The organism is Enterobacter sp. NFIX58 (genome assembly GCF_900110475.1).
In the GTDB taxonomy this organism is placed as follows: Bacteria; Pseudomonadota; Gammaproteobacteria; order Enterobacterales; family Enterobacteriaceae; genus Enterobacter; species Enterobacter quasiroggenkampii.
Window position 1 is genome coordinate 638,753 of sequence record NZ_FODW01000002.1, and the last position, 21,543, is coordinate 660,295.

Consider the following 21,543-nt stretch of genomic DNA (forward strand, 5'->3'; position numbering starts at 1 on the left):
ATGAAGGCTTTATCGACCCTCGCAGTCCTTATGTCTGCATTACTGCTTCAGGGATGTATCGCTGCGGCCGTTGTGGGTACCGCAGCAGTAGGCACCAAAGCGGCAACCGATCCGCGCTCTGTGGGGACACAGGTGGATGACGGTACGCTGGAGCTGCGCGTCAACAGTGCGCTGTCGAAAGACGAACAGATCAAAAAAGAGGCGCGTATCAACGTGACGGCTTACCAGGGCAAAGTGCTGCTGGCAGGCCAGGCGCCGAATATGGAACTCGCCTCGCGTGCGAAACAGATTGCGATGGGCGTTGAAGGGACCACAGAGGTGTTTAACGAAGTGCGTCAAGGCAAGCCAATTGGCCTGGGTGATGCTTCTTCCGATACCTGGATCACCACCAAAGTGCGTTCCCAGCTGCTGGGTTCGGACCAGGTGAAATCCTCCAACGTGAAGGTGACGACGGAAAACGGTGAAGTGTTCCTGCTGGGTCTGGTGACCGACCGTGAAGGAAAAGCGGCGGCCGATATTGCCAGCCGGGTGAGCGGCGTGAAGCACGTCACCACCGCGTTTACTTACATTAAATAAAAAAATCCCCTCAAGTGAGGGGATTTTTTTGTAGGCCCGGTAAGCGTAGCGCCACCGGGCGTTTTTCACAGAAGCGCAATACTCCCCACCATCACCCCACTCAACGCCACCAGCCCTGCGGTCAGCCACAGCGCTTTCGCCGGGAATGACTTACGCAGCATAATCAGCGACGGCAGGCTGATGGCAGGCAGCGTGATTAGCAACGCCAGCGCCGGTGCGGTGCCCATGCCGGCCAACATCATGGTCTGAACAATGGGAATTTCTGCGGCGGTAGGGATCACAAACAGGCAGCCTGCAACGGCCATCGCAATGACCCACAACAGCGTGTTGTCGATAGCGCCATCCGCATGCGGGAAGAGCCAGACGCGCGCCGCCCCGAGAACCAGCACCGCCAGGATATAGACCGGGATGGTGCTCCAGAAAAGCTGCCATAGCGCCCTGCCCCAACGGGTAAAGAACCCGCCCTGCGGCTCGCTGACGTCCAGCTCAACAGACGCGGACTCTGGCGTCTTATCCTTCACCAGATTTTGCACCAGCGTCGCCACCACCAGCACGGTCAGCAGTCCTGCCACCAGACGAATGAACGCGAAATGCCAGCCCAGGACAAAGCCCATAAACACCAGCGTCGCCGGGTTGAGCAGCGGGTTGCCCATCCAGAACGCCAGTGCGCCGCCCATTGATACGCGCTGGCGGCGCATGCCTGCCGCCACGGGTGCAGCACAGCAGGAGCACATCATGCCCGGCAGGGAGAAGATCGTTCCCAGCAACGTACCCTGAAAGCGCGGCTGCCCGAGGGTTTTCACCAGCCAGTTGCGCGGGATCAGCACCTGAATCAGAGAGCCCAGGATCACGCCCAGGACGGCAGCCTTCCAGACGGCAAGGAAGTAGACCATGGCATAGTCCCACGCCGCCTGAAGCGGGCTGGCATCCGCCTGAGCGAGAATAGATTTACCGATGCTGTGCGTTTCGGCGGCGGTGAAGGCTTTGCCGTAGTACGGCTGCCATTTCACGTACCAGAGGCCAATAATGACCACGAGAAAGAAGAGTGCGGGCTTCCACCATTGAACAGGTGTTGCCGCCTGAGATGAAGACTGACCAGTCATAGCATTCCCCGGAGAGTATGAGTAATTAGCCGGGGGAGTTTACGCCTCGCCCTGCGCGATTTCACGCAGTTTTGCCGAAGGGATAATGTTTACGCCCGCTTTTGACGGGGCCAGTCCCTCTTTTAACATCGCCCGCGCGACATCCCGCGCCTCGATGGCTTTCCAGTTGCCGGGAAGGATCCGAAACAGCGGGGCCAGGATCGACTCGTTAAAGCGACGCTCGTCGCGGTGGCCGATCAGCATCGAGGGGCGCACAATCGTCAGCTGCTCCCATTTCTGCGCAATCAGTGCATCCTCCATCTTGCCCTTCACCTTGTTGTAGAAGAAAGGCGATCCGGCACTGGCGCCCAGCGCGCTGACCACCAGAAAATGTCTGGCCCCCAGCTTTTTCGCCGTAAGCGCGGTGTCCACCACCAGCGTATAGTCGGCGTGGATAAATGCCTCTTTGCTCCCCGCCTCCCGCCGCGTGGTGCCCAGACAGCAAAACGCGATATCAATGGGATCCTGCACCTGCGCCAGCGCATCCGTCAGTTGAGGATCGTGCGGATTAAAGACGCCGGAGATGTCCGCCAGCGGTCGACGCGTCGGGGCGGCGATGTAGTTCACGCGGCGATCCTGAATCAGCAGCCGCAGCAGATGATCGCCCACTAGCCCGGTAGCCCCGGTAATCAGTACCTGACTCATCGTATCCCCTTTACAGAATTGTCCGTTTGCGAACTCAGCGTCGTCGACCACACTTAGAAGTCTGTTACAGGTAAGTATTTACCACAAGCGGAGAAAAATCAGTCTGAAGCCAAAACAACGGAGGAAGCATGGGCAAGAAAATCGCAGTCTTGATTACCGACGAGTTTGAAGATTCAGAATTCACCTCTCCTGCGGAGGCATTCCGCAAGGCGGGACATGAGGTCATCACCATCGAGAAAGAAGCGGGCAAAACGGTGACAGGTCATAAGGGCGAGGCGACCGTAACCATTGATGAGACCATCGATAACGTTAGCCCCTCCGATTTTGACGCCCTGCTGTTACCCGGCGGCCATTCACCGGATTCCCTGCGCGGAGACGAGCGGTTCGTGACCTTCACCCGGGACTTTGTCTCTACCGGCAAACCGGTCTTTGCCATCTGTCACGGCCCGCAGTTGCTCATCAGCGCGGAGGTTGTCCGCGGGCGTAAGCTCACGGCGGTGAAACCGATCGTTATCGATCTGAAAAACGCGGGGGCCGAGTTTTACGATCAGGAGGTGGTCAACGACAAAGACCAGCTGATCACCAGCCGGACCCCGGACGATCTCCCGGCGTTTAACCGCGAAGCGCTACGCCTGCTCGGCGCGTAGCCAGTGCAGCTTCTTGCCGAAGCCCAGGGTGTTGTCGGTAAATTTCAGCTCATCGAGCCGGATTTCCCACACCGGGGCTTTTAGCGCAGCGGCAACCGGAAAGCGGCGCGTGTAGTGCTTACGACGCGCGTCGCTTTCTTCTCCGTCCAGACGACGGATTTCCCCTTTAAACTGTACTCCACGGATCAGCGCGACCGTTTTCGGCTGGCCATTCACCGTGCCCGCGACCTTCGCCTGCTGGCCGGTCATCTGCGCATGACGCGTTTTGTCTTCACTCATGACATAAAACGCGACGCGCTCCGGATCGTAGTAGTAAAACGCGTTTGCGCACCACATCTCACCCTCGCTGTAGACGCACCAGGTGACGACGTGCTGCTTCGCCAGCCAGCGGTTGATGGCTGCCAGTGTTTCCATTTTCGTTCTCTCTCATGCTATGGTGCGTTCACCTTAACATACTGAATCTGTTTACCGTGTGCTGGTTTCTCTATCTCGTCCGAACCGCTGATAACGCACTCTACACCGGAATAACCACCGATGTGGCGCGGCGTTTTTTACAACATCAAACGGGGAAAGGGGCAAAAGCGCTGCGAGGGAAAGGGGAATTACAGCTCGCCTTTTCGGCGCCCGTCGGTGACCGATCGCTGGCGCTCAAGCTGGAATACCGCATCAAACAGCTGACGAAGCGCCAGAAAGAGCGCCTCGTGACCGGAGACGGCTCCTTTGAGGCGCTACGCGAGAGCCTGATTAAAAGCGATTGAAATGGTCGTGGTACTCGACCAGGCCATTGACGCCGTTGAGCGCGTCGTCCGCCAGACGGTGCACCTGGAACGCGGATTCCGTACCCGGCCAGCGGCAGCGCAGATCGTAATGCGCGGCCTGCTCGAAGCCTAAACGGCCATAGAACGCCGGATCGCCCAGCGCAACAACGGCCGCATAACCGAACTCATTGAGCGAATCCAGCCCTTCATAGACCAGCTGACGCGCCAACCCCTGCCCGCGATAGTTTTCATCCACCGCCAGCGGCGCCATACCGACCCACTGCAGCTCTTCGCCCTGAACGGTGACAGGACTGAAGGCAACATAGCCCACCACCTGACCTTCGTCATCGGTGGCGACCAGCCCCAGCGTAATCAGACCGTCTTCGCGGAGATCGTGGACCAGCTGGGCTTCGGCATCGCTCGCGAAAGCACGGCGCAGCAGCGCATCGATCCCCGGCGCATCAATCCCTATTTCGACTCGAATCAGCATGGCTCACCTACTGAAGTGTGTTTACTGTCCGGCGGGGCTTTCAGCCCGGCCTCAACGAAATCTGCCATTTGCATCAACATCACGCGCAGCGCTTTCGGCATCTGCTCCAGCTCAATGGCATCCATTAAATTCTTCACGTACAGGCCCAGCTCCGTGTCGCCTTCAATCACCAGACGGCGCTGGAAGAAGAGCGTATCCGGATCCTGTTTACGCGCGGCGATCATCAGCAGATCGCTGGCGTTGGCGCTAAAGCTCACGTCCGCCTCGGCGGTTTCGCGGACGATCAGCTGGTCATTCTCAACGGAGGTAAACCAACGCAGCCCGATGTCACGCACTTCAATGCTCAACCAGCGGCCTTCCAGGAATTCCAGCTCGCCATCCTGCAGCGCCTGGCGGAACTGCCAGCTCAGGACCTGCTCCAGCACCTGACGTTTAAGCGCGAACGGCGCCAGCTTGACCGGCACGCTCAGCATTGATGGGCCAAATTGTACGAGACGTGAACGCAGTTTATCCAGCACGAGCTTTACTCCCTGATATCTATAGTCATGCTATTTTGCCATATCCGACGCACAACATAGCGGCGTAAATCAACAAACCGTCGTCCGGACAACCTCATTATTGGTGCCATCAATACGCCATTAGCTGCCTTAAATCAAAAATTGTCGCGTATGGGTTAATTAAAATCCCAGCTCGTTAACATTTTTGCGATCGACAACATCAGGATAAATTATGGAGCTGCTCTGCCCTGCCGGAAACCTTCCGGCGCTTAAGGCGGCCATCGAAAATGGGGCCGATGCGGTCTATATCGGGCTGAAAGATGACACCAATGCCCGCCATTTTGCTGGCCTCAACTTTACGGAGAAAAAGCTTCAGGAAGCCGTTAACTTCGTTCACCAGCACCGCCGCAAGCTGCATATCGCCATCAATACCTTTGCTCATCCTGACGGGTACGCCCGCTGGCAGCGCGCGGTGGATATGGCGGCACAACTGGGTGCCGATGCGCTGATTCTGGCCGACCTCGCCATGCTTGAGTATGCGGCAGAACGCTATCCCCATATTGAGCGCCACGTCTCTGTTCAGGCATCTGCCACCAACGAAGAGGCCGTGCGTTTTTATCACCGAAACTTTGACGTGGCCCGCGTGGTGCTGCCGCGCGTGCTCTCTATTCATCAGGTTAAGCAACTCGCACGCGTCACGCCAGTGCCGCTGGAAGTTTTTGCCTTTGGCAGCCTGTGCATTATGGCCGAAGGCCGTTGCTATCTTTCCTCGTATCTGACCGGCGAGTCGCCAAATACCGTCGGGGCCTGCTCCCCTGCCCGCTTTGTCCGCTGGCAGCAAACGCCGCAGGGGCTGGAATCCCGCCTGAATGAGGTGCTGATCGACCGCTATCAGGACGGTGAAAACGCTGGTTATCCCACCCTGTGTAAAGGCCGCTATCTGGTCGACGGCGAGTGTTACCACGCCCTGGAAGAGCCCACCAGCCTCAACACGCTGGAGCTGCTGCCGGAACTGCTGGCGGCCAATATTGCCTCGGTGAAAATCGAAGGTCGTCAGCGTAGCCCGGCCTACGTGAGCCAGGTGGCGAAAGTGTGGCGTCAGGCCATCGACCGCTGCATGGCGGACCCGCAGAACTACGCTCCGCAGCAGGCCTGGATGGAGACGCTCGGATCGATGTCCGAAGGCACGCAAACCACGCTGGGCGCGTATCACCGTAAATGGCAGTGAGAAAATCATGAAATATTCATTAGGGCCGGTGCTCTACTACTGGCCAAAAGAGACGCTGGAAGACTTTTACCAACAGGCCGCCACCAGCAGCGCCGATGTGATTTACCTCGGCGAGGCGGTGTGCAGCAAGCGCCGCGCCACCAAAGTGGGCGACTGGCTGGAGATGGCGAAAAGCCTGGCCGGCAGCGGCAAGCAGGTGGTGCTCTCCACGCTTGCGCTGGTGCAGGCCTCTTCCGAACTGGGTGAGCTGAAGCGCTACGTAGAGAACGGCGAGTTCCTGTTGGAAGCGAGCGATCTCGGCGTGGTGAACATGTGCGCCGAACGCAGGCTGCCGTTTGTCGCGGGCCATGCCCTGAACTGCTACAACGCCGTGACCCTGCGCCTGCTGCTCAAACAGGGCATGACGCGCTGGTGCATGCCGGTTGAACTCTCCCGCGACTGGCTGGCAAACCTGCTCACGCAGTGCGAAGAGCTGGGTATTCGCAACAAGTTTGAAGTGGAAGTGCTGAGCTACGGGCATCTGCCGCTGGCCTATTCCGCCCGCTGCTTTACCGCACGCTCGGAAGATCGTCCGAAAGACGAGTGCGAAACCTGCTGCATTAAGTACCCGAACGGGCGCAGCATGCTGTCGCAGGAGAACCAGCAGGTGTTTGTTCTCAACGGTATTCAGACCATGAGCGGCTATGTCTATAACCTCGGCAACGAGCTGGCGTCGATGGACGGGCTGGTAGATATGGTGCGCCTGTCGCCGCTCGATAACGGCGTGTTCGCGATGCTGGATGCCTTCCGCGCCAACGAAAACGGTGCCGCTCCGCTGCCGCTGACGGCGAACAGCGACTGTAACGGCTACTGGAAGCGCCTGGCCGGGCTGGAACTTCAGGCCTAAAAAAGGCTCACTTTGTTAACAACGGTTATCATTTTTTAATGCAGTATTAAAGATTCACCGTCGACAAAGTGAGCTGTTATGACTGACAAAACCCTTCCGTTTTCGGTGCTGGATCTGGCGCCGATCCCACAAGGCTCCTCGGCGAGAGAAGCCTTTTCGCACTCTCTGGATCTGGCTCAGCTGGCCGAAAAGCGTGGCTATCACCGCTACTGGCTGGCCGAACACCACAACATGGTGGGCATTGCCAGCGCCGCCACCTCGGTACTGATTGGTTATCTGGCGGCAAATACCACCACGCTGCACCTGGGCTCCGGCGGCGTGATGCTGCCGAACCACGCCCCGCTGGTGATCGCCGAGCAGTTCGGCACGCTGAATACCCTCTATCCTGGCCGTATCGATTTGGGGCTTGGCCGTGCGCCCGGCAGCGACCAGCCGACCATGCGCGCCCTGCGTCGCCATATGAGCGGCGATATTGATAACTTCCCACGCGACGTGGCCGAACTGGTGGACTGGTTCGACGCGCGTGACCCGAACCCGCACGTGCGCCCGGTACCGGGTTACGGCGAGAAGATCCCGGTATGGCTGTTGGGCTCAAGCCTCTACAGCGCGCAGCTCGCCGCACAGCTGGGGCTGCCGTTTGCGTTTGCCTCCCATTTCGCGCCGGATATGTTGCATCAGGCGCTGCATCTTTACCGTACGCACTTCAAACCGTCCGAGCGTCTGGAGAAACCGTACGCGATGGTGTGTATCAACATCATTGCTGCCGACAGCAATCGCGACGCGGAATTCCTGTTCACCTCCATGCAGCAGGCGTTTGTGAAGCTGCGTCGCGGGGAGACGGGCCAGCTTCCGCCACCGGTGGAGAATATGCATCAGCTGTGGTCAGCTTCAGAGCAGTATGGCGTTCAGCAGGCGCTGAGCATGTCGCTGGTAGGCGATAAAGCGAAAGTGCGTCACGGACTGGAGGCGGTACTGCGTGAAACGCAGGCGGATGAAATTATGGTTAACGGCCAGATTTTCGATCACCAGGCGCGTTTGCACTCGTTTGATTTAGCCATGCAGGTGAAAGAGGAGTTGGTGGGGTAGCCTTTTTGCCAGGTGGCGCTTCGCTTACCAGGCCTACGGGGACGCGTAGGCCGGATAAGGCGTAGCCGCCATCCGGCACAAAATGTTTACTGGTACACCGGCAACAGATTAAAACTCGACAGCACGTGTACCAGGGCATTGCCAGCGCCGAACACCAGGATCAGCGCAATCATCGGCTTACCGCCCCAAACGCGGAATTTCGGGCTACCGAAGCGTTTACGTGATTTACGCGCCAGCAGCGCGGGCACTATTGCCGCCCAGATGGTTGCCGCCAGTCCGGCATAGCCGATCGCGTACAGGAAGCCATTCGGCCACAGCAGGCCGCCCACAATCGGCGGCAGGAAGGTCAGCAGCGCGGTTTTGAAGCGCCCCATCGCAGAATCATCAAAGCCGAACAGATCCGCCAGGTAGTCAAACAGGCCCAGCGTCACGCCGAGGAAAGAGCTCGCCACCGCAAAGTTAGAGAAGATAACCAGCAGCAGATCCAGGCTGCGGCTGTTCAGCACGCCGCTCAGCGCCTGCACCAGCACGTCAATGTTACCGCCCTTCTGCGCAATACCGATAAATTCCGGGCGCGGGATGTTGCCCATCGTTCCGAGCAGCCAGATGACGTACAGCGCCAGCGCCAGCAGCGTGCCGTAGACCAGACACTTCACAATGGTGCGCGGATCTTTGCCGTAGTACTTCATCAGGCTCGGCACGTTGCCGTGGTAGCCGAACGACGCCAGACAGAAAGGCAGCGTCATCAGCAGGTACGGCGTATAGGAGGTATTCACTTCGGCAACGTTAAACAGCGTGGCGGGCGTCACGTGCCCCAGCAGGCTGCCGAAGGTCAGGAAGAAGGTGATGACCTTCGCGCCCAGTACGATTGCCGTCATCCGGCTTACCGCTTTGGTACTCATCCAGACGATAAACGCCACGCCCAGCGCAAAGCACAGCCCGGCCAGACGCGCTGGAACGTTCAGCGACATCTCAGAGAAGGTGTGATGCAGAATCGAACCGCTCGCCGAAATATATGCGTAGGTCAGGATATAGAGCACAAACGCGATGGACAGACCGTTCACCAGGTTCCAGCCTTTGCCCAGCAGGTCTTTGGTGATGGTGTCGAAGCTCGCGCCAATGCGGTAGTTCAGGTTGGCTTCGAGGATCATCAGCCCGGAATGAAGCATACAGAACCAGGTAAAGACCAGCGCGGCCAGCGACCAGAAGAACCACGCACCGGACATGACCACGGGCAGGGAGAACATCCCGGCACCTATAATGGTTCCGCCGATGATCACCACGCCGCCAAGCAGCGAAGGTGACGTTTGGGTGGTGGTTAGTGTCGCCATACAGCCTTTTCTCCAGTCAATCATGCGGTTCTGCATTTTAATGTGACGCACTGTACCAGTACAAGAGTACAAAGGGAATAAAAAAAGCCCCGATAGCATGTATCGGGGCTGTATATTTTACTTTACGTCAGAAGCGTAAGGCTTACGCGTCACCAAAACGACGACGGCTGGTGCCTTCTTCACGACGTGGACCACGGCTTTCGCGGCGCTCGCCGGAGAAACGACGACCTTCACCACCGCGACCTTCGCTGCGACCGCCTTCACGACGCTCGCCGCCGAAACCGCGACCACCGCCACGACGTTCGCCGCCACGGTCAGGACGTGGCTGTGCATCGCCCAGCAGCTGCATGTTCATCGGCTTGTTCAGGATGCGGGTACGCGTAAAGTGCTGCAGTACTTCACCCGGCATGCCTTTTGGCAGCTCGATGGTAGAGTGGGATGCGAACAGCTTGATGTTACCGATGTAACGGCTGCTGATGTCACCTTCGTTAGCGATCGCGCCAACGATGTGACGAACTTCAACGCCATCATCACGGCCCACTTCAATGCGGTACAGTTCCATGTCACCTGCGTCGCGACGTTCACGACGTGGACGGTCTTCACCACCACGCTCTGGACGGTCACCACGTGGGCCACGATCGTTACGGTCGCCACGACGTTCGAAGCGATCGTCACGGTCACGGAATTCACGTTTAGGACGCATCGGCGCATCTGGTGGCACGATCAGGCTACGTTCGCCCTGAGCCATTTTCAGCAGTGCTGCAGCCAGGGTTTCCATATCCAGCTCTTCGCCTTCAGCAACAGGCTGAATCTGCGACAGCAGCGCGCGGTACTGATCCAGATCGCTGCTTTCCAGCTGCTGCTGTACTTTGGCGGCGAATTTTTCCAGACGGCGTTTGCCCAGCAGCTCTGCGTTTGGCAGGTCCGCTTCTGGAATGGTCAGCTTCATGGTGCGTTCGATGTTACGCAGCAGACGACGCTCGCGGTTCTCAACGAACAGCAGCGCACGGCCAGCACGACCCGCACGACCGGTACGGCCGATACGGTGAACGTAAGACTCGGAATCCATCGGGATGTCGTAGTTAACAACCAGGCTGATACGCTCAACGTCCAGACCACGTGCTGCCACGTCGGTTGCAATCAGGATATCCAGACGACCGTCTTTCAGACGCTCCAGAGTCTGCTCACGCAGGGCCTGGTTCATGTCACCGTTCAGCGCTGCGCTGTTGTAGCCGCTACGCTCCAGGGCTTCAGCCACTTCCAGGGTCGCGTTTTTGGTACGAACGAAGATAATCGCCGCATCAAAATCTTCCGCTTCCAGGAAACGTACCAGCGCTTCGTTTTTACGCATGCCGTACACAGACCAGTAGCTCTGGCTGATGTCCGGGCGAGTGGTTACGCTGGACTGAATACGCACTTCCTGCGGCTCTTTCATGAAGCGGCGGGTAATGCGACGGATAGCTTCCGGCATGGTTGCAGAGAACAGCGCGGTCTGATGACCGTCCGGGATCTGCGCCATAATGGTTTCAACGTCTTCGATGAAGCCCATACGCAGCATTTCATCTGCTTCATCCAGTACCAGACCGCTCAGTTTAGAGAGGTCCAGGGTACCGCGCTTCAGGTGATCCAGCAGACGGCCCGGCGTACCGACAACAATCTGTGGGCCCTGGCGCAGGGCGCGTAACTGCACGTCATAACGCTGGCCGCCGTACAGGGCAACCACGTTTACGCCGCGCATATGTTTAGAGAATTCCGTCATGGCTTCTGCAACCTGAACAGCCAGTTCACGGGTTGGAGCCAGAACGAGGATCTGCGGTGCACGCAGGTCCGGATCAATGTTGTTCAGCAGCGGCAGCGAGAACGCTGCAGTTTTACCGCTACCAGTCTGGGCCATGCCCAGCACGTCACGACCAGAAAGCAGGTGTGGGATACACTCAGCCTGGATCGGAGATGGTTTTTCGTAACCCAGATCGTTAAGGGCTTCAAGGATAGGAGCCTTCAGGCCCAGATCTGCAAAAGTGGTTTCGAATTCAGCCATGTAGTACGAGTGCCTCAATGTCAATGGCGGCCAGTCTACTTAGCTCATCGTGAAAATGATTAGCAATTTTCATTGAAAAGTGTGAACCGGCTCAAAGTAGGTGTATTGACGAACAACAACGCCCTCACCAGTTAAGGTGATGGCAATCAAAAGATTACGGGCTGATGTTTATGTCGTCAGCTATTGCTGGTCCGATTCTGCCAGGTCGTCTTGCTCCTGGCCCAAGAGCGATAATTCCAACAATGCATAACGGTGCTCAACGAAGTTGTGTACGTTGTTAGCAACCGCTAATTTGAACAGTGCCGTAGCGCTGTCCTTATCCCCCAGACTTAGGTAGTACTTACCTAAATAGAAGTTGGTTTCACTGAGATGCTCAGCGAGCGAGGTGTTATCCGTTGCGTCCGCCTTGAGGCGTTCCATCAGCGTTGCTTCGCTAATGTTGCCCAGGTAGAACTCGACAATGTTCCATCCCCACTGTTCCTTGTCCGATTTATCGAAGCGCTGTTTCAGTGCCTCTTTTGCCTGCTTCTCATCGAGCTTCCGCTCAACGATGTAAAGCCACAGGCTACGGAAAGGATCATTAGGATCGTCTTGATAAAACGCCAGCAGATCATCTTGCGCTAACTTGTCACGACCGCCGTAATACAATGCGATACCGCGATTCAAGTGCGCGTAGTTGTAAGTTGGATCAAGCTCAAGTACAGAATCAAACGCTTCATAGGCAGCATCAAAATTGCCTGCCTGCGTTAAATAAATGCCTAAGTAATTGAATACTTCAGGCATATCAGGTCGGATAGCCAGCGCTTGTGAAAAATCATTTCGCGCCAATGCCCTCAGACCGAGACTATCATACAACACTCCGCGCTCATATAAAAGCTGTGCGCGTTCGTCATCGGTTAAAGCCCGACTGGCAAGTATTTGTTCCATGCGTGCCAGGATCACTTCCTGCTGCAAAGTCGGTTGCAATGGCACTGCGAGGACTTCGCTCTTACGCCAGGCAGAGTTGCTGCATCCTGCCAGCGTTAAAGCTGTCGCAACGAAACACCAGCGCAAAAAAGGCTTCATTTCCCACTCCCGAAGACAACTATTGGATGAACGTCCTGTCCCCCGGCGGCTTAACAAGGCGTCCTGCCTGATAATAGGCCCTCCGCAAAGCGGAGGGCAAATGGCAACTTACTCGCCTTGCTGTTCTGCGGCCTGTGCTTCTGGCGCAGCAGCTGGCTGAGACTGCTCGGTTGCTTCTTTAATGCTCAGACGGATACGGCCCTGGCGATCAACTTCCAGAACTTTAACCGGTACTTCCTGACCCATCTGCAGGTAATCGGTCACTTTCTCAACGCGCTTGTCAGCGATCTGAGAGATGTGAACCAGACCTTCTTTACCGCCACCGATGGCAACGAACGCGCCAAAGTCAACGATACGGGTCACTTTACCTGCATAGACGCGGCCCACTTCGATTTCTGCAGTGATTTCTTCGATGCGACGGATCGCGAATTTCGCTTTCTCGCCGTCGGTTGCTGCGATCTTCACAGTACCGTCATCTTCGATTTCGATGGTGGTGCCAGTCTCTTCGGTCAGCGCACGGATTACGGAACCGCCCTTACCGATAACATCTTTGATCTTGTCTGGATTGATCTTGATGGTGTGAATACGCGGTGCGAATTCAGAGATATCACCGCGTGGCGCGTTGATAGCCTGTTCCATCACGCCCAGGATGTGCAGACGCGCACCTTTAGCCTGGTTCAGAGCAACCTGCATGATCTCTTTGGTGATACCTTCAATTTTGATATCCATCTGCAGCGCAGAGATACCGTCGCGGGAACCCGCCACTTTGAAGTCCATATCGCCCAGGTGGTCTTCGTCGCCCAGAATGTCAGACAGAACAACATAGTTGTCGCCTTCTTTCACCAGGCCCATTGCGATACCCGCAACGGCGGCTTTGATTGGCACGCCTGCATCCATCAGCGCCAGAGAGGCACCACACACGGAAGCCATAGAAGAAGAACCGTTGGATTCGGTGATTTCAGACACCACACGTACGGTGTACGGGAATTTGTCTGCTTCTGGCATGACTGCCAGCACGCCGCGCTTCGCCAGACGACCGTGACCAATTTCACGACGCTTCGGCGAGCCAACCATACCGGTTTCGCCTACGGAGTACGGAGGGAAGTTGTAGTGGAACAGGAAGCTGTCAGTACGCTCGCCCATCAGTTCGTCGATGATCTGTGCGTCACGTGCCGTACCCAGGGTCGCGGTAACCAGCGCCTGCGTTTCGCCACGGGTGAACAGCGCGGAACCGTGAGTACGTGGCAGCACGCCAGTACGCACATCCAGACCACGGATCATGTCTTTTTCACGGCCATCGATACGCGGCTCGCCTGCCAGAACGCGGCTACGAACAACGTTTTTCTCGATAGCGTGCAGAATTTCGCTCAGCTCGTTAGCATCCAGCGTTTCGTCTTCAGCAACCAGCGTTGCGATAGTTTCAGACTTGATCACGTCAACCTGAGCGTAACGCTCCTGTTTGTCAGTGATGCGGTACGCATCGCTCAGACGAGATTCTGCCAGAGCTGCAACGCGTGCATTCAGTGCGTCGTTAGCTGCTTCTGGCTGCCAGTCCCAACGTGGTTTACCGGCTTCTTTCACCAGATCGTTGATGTTCTGGATAACAACCTGCTGCTGGTCATGGCCGAAGACCACAGCACCCAGCATCTGGTCTTCGCTCAGCAGTTCAGCTTCGGATTCAACCATCAGCACAGCGGCTTCAGTACCCGCAACCACCAGGTCCAGCTTACTTTCTTTCAGCTCTTCCTGAGTTGGGTTCAGTACGTACTGGTCGTTGATGTAACCGACGCGCGCGGCACCGATTGGGCCATTGAATGGAATACCAGACAGTGACAGGGCAGCGGACGCACCGATCATCGCCACGATGTCCGGGTTAACCTGTGGGTTAACGGAAACAACGGTCGCGATAACCTGTACTTCGTTAACGAAGCCTTCCGGGAACAGCGGACGAACCGGGCGGTCAATCAGACGCGCGATCAGGGTTTCGCCTTCGCTTGGACGGCCTTCACGACGGAAGAAGCCACCCGGGATTTTACCGGCAGCGTAGGTACGCTCCTGGTAGTTAACGGTCAGCGGGAAGAAGTCCTGACCTGGTTTAGCTTTTTTCTGGCCCACAACGGTAACGAATACCGCGGTGTCATCCATGCTTACCATAACGGCAGCAGTAGCCTGACGTGCCATCATGCCGGTTTCCAGCGTGACGGTATGTTGACCATACTGGAATTTACGAACGATCGGATTCAGCAAAGTTCTGTCCTTTCTTAAATGTTTGACAGCACACCACCGGTGTGCTGTCGATTTGACCCGACCTTCTTCGCATCCTCGCGACTAATGACAACCAACACCCCCCTGGGTGAAGCCTCTCATTAGCCGCGCGAACCTCTGCAATGAAGATCATTTATAGCAACAATACAATAGTTTCCAGTGAATTGCTGCCGTCTGCTTGAAAAAAGGGGCCATCAGGCCCCCTTTTCTGAAACTCGCAAGAATTAGCGACGCAGACCCAGACGCTCGATCAGCGCGGTGTAGCGTGCAACATCTTTACGTTTCAGGTAGTCGAGCAGTTTACGACGCTGAGAAACCATACGCAGCAGACCACGACGGCTGTGGTGATCTTTTTTGTGCTCTGCAAAGTGACCCTGCAGGTGGTTAATCTGTGCAGTCAGCAGTGCAACCTGAACTTCGGTAGAACCGCTGTCGTTAGTACCACGACCAAACTCAGAAACGATTTTAGCTTTAGCTTCAACGCTTAGAGACATTTTCAAACTCCAAAGTATAAAGAATGTAAGGATGCCGATCTCTAATTCAGCAATCCCATGTACGCCCCGCAGATTGTTAAACAATTTACCAGGCGTTAAGCGGCGATATTCTACTCGTCTCCCCTGCTTATCGCAAGGTGAGCCGTTATCACCGTCACGCGTCGACCGGATATTCGACGACCAGACGACGCGGCGCAACGCGCCCTTCGCCATCCATTTCGCCCATCCCGATGAATTTCCCTTCGTCACCTTCGGTCACGCGCACCAGACCTTCCAGCGGAGCATCCGCCGTACGAACCGGGTTGCCGTTCTTAAAGTAAACGGACGATGTTAAAGGAAGATTAACAACCGGGAAGTCCGCAGCCGGACTGTCCATCGGCATCAGCAGCGGATCCAGCAAATCTGCCGGCGCGATCCCCTGCGCTTCCGCCTGTTCAACCAGCTCGCGCAAATGTTCCAGGGTCACCATCCGCTCCACCGGATACTTGCTCACCGCCAGACGACGCAGGTAAATCACATGCGCGCCGCAGCCCAGCTTTTCACCGAGGTCGTCGATGATGGTGCGAATATAGGTCCCTTTCGAACAGTGCACTTCCAGCTCCAGCTCATCACCTTCGTGGCGAATAAAGAGCAGCTCATACACGGTAATCGGACGGGCTTCACGCGGGACCTCAATGCCCTGGCGCGCATATTCGTAGAGTTTTTTCCCCTGATACTTCAGCGCCGAATACATCGACGGTACCTGCATCGTATCCCCACGGAAGCTCTCCAGCGCCGCATCAAGCTGCTCCGCGCTGAACGTCACCGGACGCTCCTCCACGACCTGACCATCCGCGTCGGAGGTATCCGTGCGCTGGCCCAGCTTAGCGATAACGCGGTAACGCTTATCGGAGTCGAGCAGGTACTGGGAAAATTTTGTCGCCTCTCCCAGACAGACCGGCAGCATGCCGGTTGCCAGCGGGTCGAGCGCGCCGGTGTGGCCCGCACGGTTGGCGTTATAAATACGCTTAACTTTCTGCAGCACGTCGTTGCTGGAAGCGCCCTGGGGTTTATCCAGCAGCAGCACACCATGCACGTCGCGACCACGACGACGAGGACGACTCATCAGTCCTCCTTGCTGTCGTCCGCCGGGTTAACACGGCGCTCATCGTCATGTTTAACCACGCTGGTCACCAGGTTGGACATACGCATACCTTCGACCAGCGAGTTGTCGTAGAAGAAGGTCAGTTCAGGCACGATACGCAGGCGCATCGCCTTGCCGAGCAGAGAGCGGATGAAACCAGACGCTTCCTGCAGCGCTTTGATGCCGTTTTTCACTGCGGCTTCGTCCTGATCGTTCAGGAAGGTGACGAACACTTTGGCATAGGCCAGGTCACGGGACATTTCCACACCGGAAACGGTGGTCATCATGCCGACGCGTGGGTCTTTAATTTCACGTTGCAGAATGAGTGCGATCTCTTTCTGCATTTCCTGCGCTACGCGCTGAGGGCGACCAAATTCTTTCGCCATAATAAATTCTCCAGACAAAAAAGGGGCTAAAGCCCCTTTTTGAAATTATTGCCGGGTGGCGCGAGGCGATCCCGGCTTACAATCGGTAATTAAGCGATGGTACGCTGAATTTCGATGATCTCGAACACTTCGATCATATCGCCAACGCGAACGTCGTTGTAGTTCTTCACGCCGATACCACATTCCATGCCGTTACGGACTTCGTTAACGTCATCTTTGAAGCGGCGCAGGGATTCCAGCTCGCCTTCGTAGATAACCACGTTGTCACGCAGTACGCGGATTGGGTTGTGACGCTTGATGTTACCTTCGGTAACCATACAGCCCGCGATCGCACCGAATTTCGGTGATTTGAACACGTCACGTACTTCAGCCAGACCGATGATCTGCTGTTTCAGCTCAGGAGACAGCATGCCGCTCATCGCTGCTTTCACTTCGTCGATCAGGTTATAGATGACGGAGTAGTAACGCAGATCCAGACTTTCGGATTCAATCACTTTACGTGCAGACGCATCCGCACGAACGTTGAAGCCAACCAGGATAGCGTTGGACGCAGCAGCCAGGGTTGCGTCGGTTTCGGTGATACCACCTACGCCAGAACCGATGATCTTCACTTTCACTTCGTCGGTAGACAGTTTCAGCAAGGAGTCGGAGATCGCTTCCACAGAGCCCTGAACGTCGGCTTTCAACACGATGTTCACTTCGTGAACTTCGCCCTCGGTCATGTTGGCAAACATGTTCTCGAGTTTAGATTTCTGCTGACGAGCCAGTTTAACTTCACGGAATTTGCCCTGACGATACAGTGCCACTTCACGCGCTTTCTTCTCGTCACGCACAACGGTCACTTCGTCACCAGCAGCCGGAACACCGGACAGACCCAGGATTTCCACTGGAATGGACGGACCCGCTTCCAGCACTTCCTGACCCAGTTCGTTACGCATCGCACGAACGCGACCGTATTCGAAACCGCACAGAACGATATCGCCTTTATGCAGCGTACCTTCACGAACCAGAACGGTAGCAACCGGGCCACGTCCTTTATCCAGGAAGGATTCGATAACCGCACCGCTCGCCATACCGTTACGGATGGCTTTCAGCTCCAGAACTTCGGCCTGCAGCAGGATCGCGTCCAGCAGTTCGTCGATACCGGTACCCGCTTTCGCAGACACGTGTACGAACTGGCTTTCGCCGCCCCACTCTTCCGGCAGGATACCGTACTGGGAGAGTTCGTTTTTAACACGATCGGGATCCGCTTCTGGCTTATCGATCTTGTTCACGGCAACCACAACCGGCACACCGGCTGCTTTCGCGTGCTGGATCGCTTCGATGGTCTGCGGCATGACGCCGTCGTCCGCCGCAACAACCAGAACAACGATATCCGTCGCCTGAGCACCACGAGCACGCATAGAGGTAAACGCGGCGTGGCCCGGGGTATCCAGGAAGGTGATCATACCGTTGTCAGTTTCTACGTGGTATGCACCGATGTGCTGGGTAATACCACCCGCTTCGCCAGAGGCAACCTTGGTAGAGCGAATGTAGTCAAGCAGAGAGGTCTTACCGTGGTCAACGTGACCCATGATGGTCACTACCGGTGCGCGCGGTTCTGCCGCAGCACCTGTGTCACGGTCGCTCATTACTGCTTCTTCCAGCTCGTTTTCACGACGCAGGATAACTTTGTGGCCCATCTCTTCCGCAACCAGCTGTGCAGTTTCCTGATCGATCACCTGGTTGATGGTTGCCATCGCGCCCAGCTTCATCATCGCTTTGATGACCTGAGAGCCTTTAACCGCCATCTTGTTCGCCAGTTCGCCAACGGTAATGGTTTCGCCGATCACAACGTCACGGTTAACGGCCTGAGCCGGCTTCTGGAAGCCCTGCTGCAGAGCGGAACCTTTACGCTTGCCGCCTTTACCACCGCGAACCGCCGCGCGTGCTTCTTCACGGTCAGCTTTGGATTCAGCGTGCTTGTTACCTTTTTTCGCCGGACGCGCTGCTTTTGCATTACGACCACGGCCACGGCCGCCTTCTACTTCACGGTCGTTATCATCTTCAGCCTGACGTGCGTGCTGAGAAGTGGTCACGTGATAGTCGCTGGTGTCTTCAGACTGCTCAGCGGTATCAACACCGTTCTTCTCATTTTCTTCAGCCATACGACGCGCTTCTTCGGCGACGCGGCGAGCTTCTTCTTCCAGCTTACGGCGGGCTTCTTCTTCCGCTTTACGCTTCAGCTCGGCAGCTTCATTTTCACGGCGGGCTTTTTCAGCCTGGGCGGTTTTGGTCATTTCGTCTGTCTGTTGATTGCTCACTTTGTCTTTTTCCGCAGCGTCACGCTTCACTTTATCACTTGCGTCGCGTTTCGCTTTTTCTGCGGCCTCACGTTCAGCTTTTAATTCTGCTTCACGTTTGGCGGCTGCTTCCGCCTCACGCTGAGCTTGTTCTTCCGCTTCACGCTGTGCCTGCTCTTCCGCAGCAAGGCGTTCTGCCTCTTGCGGATCACGTTTTACAAAGGTGCGCGTCTTGCGGACTTCAATTTGTACCGATTTGCTTTTGCCACCGGTACCAGGGATGTTTAACGTGCTACGCGTTTTGCGCTGCAGCGTTAACTTGTCAGGCGTAGAGCCGTGTTCACGGTTCAGGTGCGTTAACAAGGTTTGTTTTTCTTGCGCGGTCACCGAGTCATCAGCGGACTTCGGGATCCCTGCATCAGCAAATTGCTGTACCAGGCGGTCCACGGAGGTCTGAATCTCAGCAGCCAGCGATTTTACAGTTACATCAGTCATGCTGTTCCTTCCTGCTACAGTTTATTACGCTTCGTCGCCGAACCAGCAAATATTACGTGCGGCCATGATGAGCTCGCCGGCTTTCTCGTCGGTTAAACCTTCGATATCAGCCAGGTCATCAACGCCTTGCTCAGCGAGATCTTCCAGCGTACAAACACCACGGGCAGCCAGCTTGAACGCAATCGCACGATCAAGACCTTCCAGATTCAGCAGGTCATCAGCCGGCTTCTTATCGCCAAGGCTTTCTTCCTGAGCCAGTGCCAGGGTGGTCAGTGCGTTTTTAGCGCGTTCACGCAGGGCTTCAACGGTTGGTTCATCCAGACCGTCAATTTCCAGCAGCTCTTTCATTGGCACATAGGCCAGTTCTTCCAGCGTAGAGAAACCTTCTTCAACCAGAACAGTGGCGAAGTCTTCGTCAATATCCAGGTATTTCGTGAAGGTATCGATCGCCGCATGGGCTTCAGCCTGATGCTTAGCCTGCAGGTCATCAACGGTCATAACGTTGAGTTCCCAGCCGCTCAGCTGTGACGCCAGGCGTACGTTCTGGCCGTTACGGCCGATTGCCTGCGCCAGGTTGCCCGCTTCAACAGCGATATCCATGGTGTGTTTGTCTTCGTCAACAACGATAGACGCCACATCAGCCGGAGCCATTGCGTTGATCACGAACTGCGCCGGGTTGTCATCCCACAGAACGATATCAATACGTTCGCCGCCCAGCTCAGTAGAAACTGCCTGGACACGCGCACCGCGCATACCGACGCAAGCACCGACCGGGTCGATACGCTTGTCGTTGGTTTTCACCGCAATTTTCGCACGGGAGCCCGGATCGCGAGCCGCCGCTTTAATCTCAATAACTTCTTCACCGATTTCCGGTACTTCGATACGGAACAGTTCTACCAGCATTTCTGGTTTAGAACGGGTCACGAAGAGCTGTGCACCACGCGCTTCAGGACGAACGGCGTACAGAACACCGCGAATACGGTCGCCTGGGCGGAAGTTTTCACGCGGCAGCATATCTTCACGCAGGATCACGGCTTCAGCGTTACCCGGCAACCCTTCGGATTTGATCTCCAGGGAGATGTTGTCGCGGTTCACTTTCTTCACCACGCCGGTGATGATTTCGCCTTCCTGATCGCGGAACTGATCGACAACCAGCGCGCGCTCGGCTTCGCGCACTTTCTGCACGATAACCTGTTTAGCGGTCTGGGTGGTGATACGGTCGAAGGTCACAGATTCAATCTGATCTTCAACGTAGTCACCCACGTTCAGACTTTCGTCTTCAAAACGGGCGGCTTCCAGCGTGATCTCTTTGGTCGGCTGGGTCACTTCTTCAACGATTACCCAACGACGGAATGTATCGAAGTCACCGCTTTTACGATCGATTTCTACGCGAACATCGATCTCTTGTTCGTATTTTTTCTTGGTTGCTGTAGCCAGTGCACTTTCCAGCGCTTCAAAAATCTTCTCACGCGGCAGTGATTTCTCGTTGGAGACGGCTTCAACAACAGCCAAAATTTCTTTGTTCATCGCGGGCTTTTCACCTCAATCCAGACTGTTAAAAGTGGGGAACCAGGTTCGCCTTCTGGATATTACTCAGCGCGAACACTTCATCTTTGCCTTCGACTGTCACCGTGATCATTTCACCATCAACGGCTTTGATAATTCCCTGCCATTTACGGCGGTTCTGTACGGCCATACGCAGAACGAGAGCCACTTCTTCACCGGTAAAGCGCACATAGTGCTCGGCCGTGAACATCGGGCGATCGAGGCCAGGTGAGGAAACTTCCAGGTTGTACGCAACGGTAATTGGGTCTTCAACATCAAGAACCGCACTCACCTGGTGGCTGACATCAGCACAATCATCAACATTGATGCCATCTTCACTATCAATATAGATGCGCAGCGTCGATGTACGGCCGCGAACGAATTCGATGCCGACCAGTTCGTAGCCCAGTGCTTCGACCGGTGCAGTAATCATCTCTGTTAATTTTTGCTCTAATGTGGACAAGCCCACCCCCAAGACATAAAAAAAGGGCGTAAAGCCCAGTTATTCTGTAGTCAGATAACAAAAAACCCCGATAAATCGGGGCTTTAGATAACTGAACCCTA

Annotated in this window: 21 protein-coding genes and 1 pseudogene; 6 read left to right on the forward strand and 16 right to left on the reverse strand. The window is 56.0% G+C overall.

Translation table 11 applies throughout. From position 1 onward, the window contains the following. Positions 1–576: a division/outer membrane stress-associated lipid-binding lipoprotein gene (gene dolP / locus BMW97_RS12715; RefSeq protein WP_024906379.1), complete on the forward strand. Its 576-nt coding sequence runs from the start codon at positions 1–3 to the stop codon at positions 574–576. 65 nt (positions 577–641) lie between these two features. On the opposite strand, the gene BMW97_RS12720 is transcribed toward dolP, so the two are convergent. Together BMW97_RS12720 and BMW97_RS12725 are read right to left on the reverse strand one after the other, a co-directional pair. Beyond that, the gene (locus BMW97_RS12720; protein WP_045910090.1) at positions 642–1,679 is read right to left on the reverse strand and encodes a permease; all 1,038 of its coding nucleotides are present in this window, start codon (positions 1,677–1,679) and stop codon (positions 642–644) included. Between the two features lie 39 nt (positions 1,680–1,718). Beyond that, positions 1,719–2,363 carry an NAD(P)H-binding protein gene (locus BMW97_RS12725; protein ID WP_045910091.1) on the reverse strand — a complete coding sequence of 215 codons (645 nt, stop codon included), beginning with the start codon at positions 2,361–2,363 and terminating at the stop codon, positions 1,719–1,721. Positions 2,364–2,491: 128 nt separating this feature from the next. Here BMW97_RS12725 and BMW97_RS12730 point away from each other — a divergent pair, with 128 nt between their 5' ends. After that, the gene (locus BMW97_RS12730; protein ID WP_023333577.1) at positions 2,492–3,010 is read left to right on the forward strand and encodes a type 1 glutamine amidotransferase domain-containing protein; all 519 of its coding nucleotides are present in this window, start codon (positions 2,492–2,494) and stop codon (positions 3,008–3,010) included. Here BMW97_RS12730 and BMW97_RS12735 read toward each other — a convergent pair. Then, positions 2,990–3,424, reverse strand: a complete 435-nt coding sequence (locus BMW97_RS12735) for a YhbP family protein (protein WP_008501485.1) — start codon at positions 3,422–3,424, stop codon at positions 2,990–2,992. The genes BMW97_RS12730 and BMW97_RS12735 overlap by 21 nt on opposite strands. Before the next feature lie 14 nt (positions 3,425–3,438). Here BMW97_RS12735 and BMW97_RS12740 point away from each other — a divergent pair, with 14 nt between their 5' ends. Next, positions 3,439–3,768: a GIY-YIG nuclease family protein gene (locus BMW97_RS12740; protein WP_120247320.1), complete on the forward strand. Its 330-nt coding sequence runs from the start codon at positions 3,439–3,441 to the stop codon at positions 3,766–3,768. On the opposite strand, the gene BMW97_RS12745 is transcribed toward BMW97_RS12740, so the two are convergent. Continuing rightward, positions 3,755–4,258: a GNAT family N-acetyltransferase gene (locus BMW97_RS12745; RefSeq protein WP_045910092.1), complete on the reverse strand. Its 504-nt coding sequence runs from the start codon at positions 4,256–4,258 to the stop codon at positions 3,755–3,757. The genes BMW97_RS12740 and BMW97_RS12745 overlap by 14 nt on opposite strands. Further along, a complete protein-coding gene (locus tag BMW97_RS12750) occupies positions 4,252–4,776 on the reverse strand; it encodes a ubiquinone anaerobic biosynthesis accessory factor UbiT (RefSeq protein WP_045910093.1) in 525 nt (174 codons plus the stop codon). Before BMW97_RS12750 ends, BMW97_RS12745 begins: the two co-directional genes overlap by 7 nt. A 211-nt stretch (positions 4,777–4,987) precedes the next feature. Here BMW97_RS12750 and BMW97_RS12755 point away from each other — a divergent pair, with 211 nt between their 5' ends. From BMW97_RS12755 to BMW97_RS12765, 3 genes are all read left to right on the forward strand, one after another. After that, the gene (locus tag BMW97_RS12755) at positions 4,988–5,983 is read left to right on the forward strand and encodes a ubiquinone anaerobic biosynthesis protein UbiU (protein WP_045910094.1); all 996 of its coding nucleotides are present in this window, start codon (positions 4,988–4,990) and stop codon (positions 5,981–5,983) included. A 7-nt stretch (positions 5,984–5,990) separates the two neighbouring features. Next, positions 5,991–6,869 (forward strand): U32 family peptidase, encoded by an 879-nt coding sequence (locus tag BMW97_RS12760; RefSeq protein ID WP_045331007.1) that lies wholly within the window; start codon positions 5,991–5,993, stop codon positions 6,867–6,869. A 78-nt stretch (positions 6,870–6,947) separates the two neighbouring features. After that, positions 6,948–7,955: a luciferase-like monooxygenase gene (locus BMW97_RS12765; RefSeq protein WP_023326163.1), complete on the forward strand. Its 1,008-nt coding sequence runs from the start codon at positions 6,948–6,950 to the stop codon at positions 7,953–7,955. 86 nt (positions 7,956–8,041) lie between these two features. Here BMW97_RS12765 and mtr read toward each other — a convergent pair whose 3' ends face one another. From mtr to rimP, 11 genes and pseudogenes are all read right to left on the reverse strand, one after another. Next, the gene (gene mtr, locus BMW97_RS12770; protein WP_008501478.1) at positions 8,042–9,286 is read right to left on the reverse strand and encodes a tryptophan permease; all 1,245 of its coding nucleotides are present in this window, start codon (positions 9,284–9,286) and stop codon (positions 8,042–8,044) included. 142 nt (positions 9,287–9,428) lie between these two features. Beyond that, a complete protein-coding gene (locus tag BMW97_RS12775; RefSeq protein ID WP_048028855.1) occupies positions 9,429–11,324 on the reverse strand; it encodes a DEAD/DEAH family ATP-dependent RNA helicase in 1,896 nt (631 codons plus the stop codon). Then, the gene (yrbN, locus tag BMW97_RS24420; RefSeq protein ID WP_100122156.1) at positions 11,317–11,397 is read right to left on the reverse strand and encodes a protein YrbN; all 81 of its coding nucleotides are present in this window, start codon (positions 11,395–11,397) and stop codon (positions 11,317–11,319) included. The genes BMW97_RS12775 and yrbN overlap by 8 nt, the downstream gene beginning before the upstream one ends. 107 nt (positions 11,398–11,504) lie before the next feature. Further along, positions 11,505–12,389, reverse strand: a complete 885-nt coding sequence (gene nlpI, locus BMW97_RS12780; RefSeq protein ID WP_008501476.1) for a lipoprotein NlpI — start codon at positions 12,387–12,389, stop codon at positions 11,505–11,507. A gap of 50 nt (positions 12,390–12,439) precedes the next feature. Further along, positions 12,440–14,636, reverse strand: a pseudogene (gene pnp, locus BMW97_RS12785) (polyribonucleotide nucleotidyltransferase). 242 nt (positions 14,637–14,878) lie between these two features. Further along, the gene (rpsO, locus tag BMW97_RS12790; RefSeq protein WP_003861789.1) at positions 14,879–15,148 is read right to left on the reverse strand and encodes a 30S ribosomal protein S15; all 270 of its coding nucleotides are present in this window, start codon (positions 15,146–15,148) and stop codon (positions 14,879–14,881) included. Between the two features lie 154 nt (positions 15,149–15,302). Next, positions 15,303–16,253 (reverse strand): tRNA pseudouridine(55) synthase TruB, encoded by a 951-nt coding sequence (truB, locus tag BMW97_RS12795; RefSeq protein ID WP_045910097.1) that lies wholly within the window; start codon positions 16,251–16,253, stop codon positions 15,303–15,305. Beyond that, complete coding sequence (rbfA, locus tag BMW97_RS12800; protein ID WP_003024988.1) at positions 16,253–16,657, reverse strand: 30S ribosome-binding factor RbfA; 405 nt, start codon at positions 16,655–16,657, stop codon at positions 16,253–16,255. Before rbfA ends, truB begins: the two co-directional genes overlap by 1 nt. An 89-nt stretch (positions 16,658–16,746) precedes the next feature. Beyond that, on the reverse strand, positions 16,747–19,434 hold the full coding sequence (gene infB / locus BMW97_RS12805) for a translation initiation factor IF-2 (protein WP_045910098.1): 2,688 nt from the start codon (positions 19,432–19,434) through the stop codon (positions 16,747–16,749). 24 nt (positions 19,435–19,458) lie between these two features. Further along, on the reverse strand, positions 19,459–20,961 hold the full coding sequence (gene nusA, locus BMW97_RS12810; RefSeq protein WP_003861798.1) for a transcription termination factor NusA: 1,503 nt from the start codon (positions 20,959–20,961) through the stop codon (positions 19,459–19,461). Positions 20,962–20,989: 28 nt separating this feature from the next. Then, a complete protein-coding gene (gene rimP, locus BMW97_RS12815; RefSeq protein WP_014833432.1) occupies positions 20,990–21,442 on the reverse strand; it encodes a ribosome maturation factor RimP in 453 nt (150 codons plus the stop codon). Positions 21,443–21,543 lie beyond the last annotated feature (101 nt).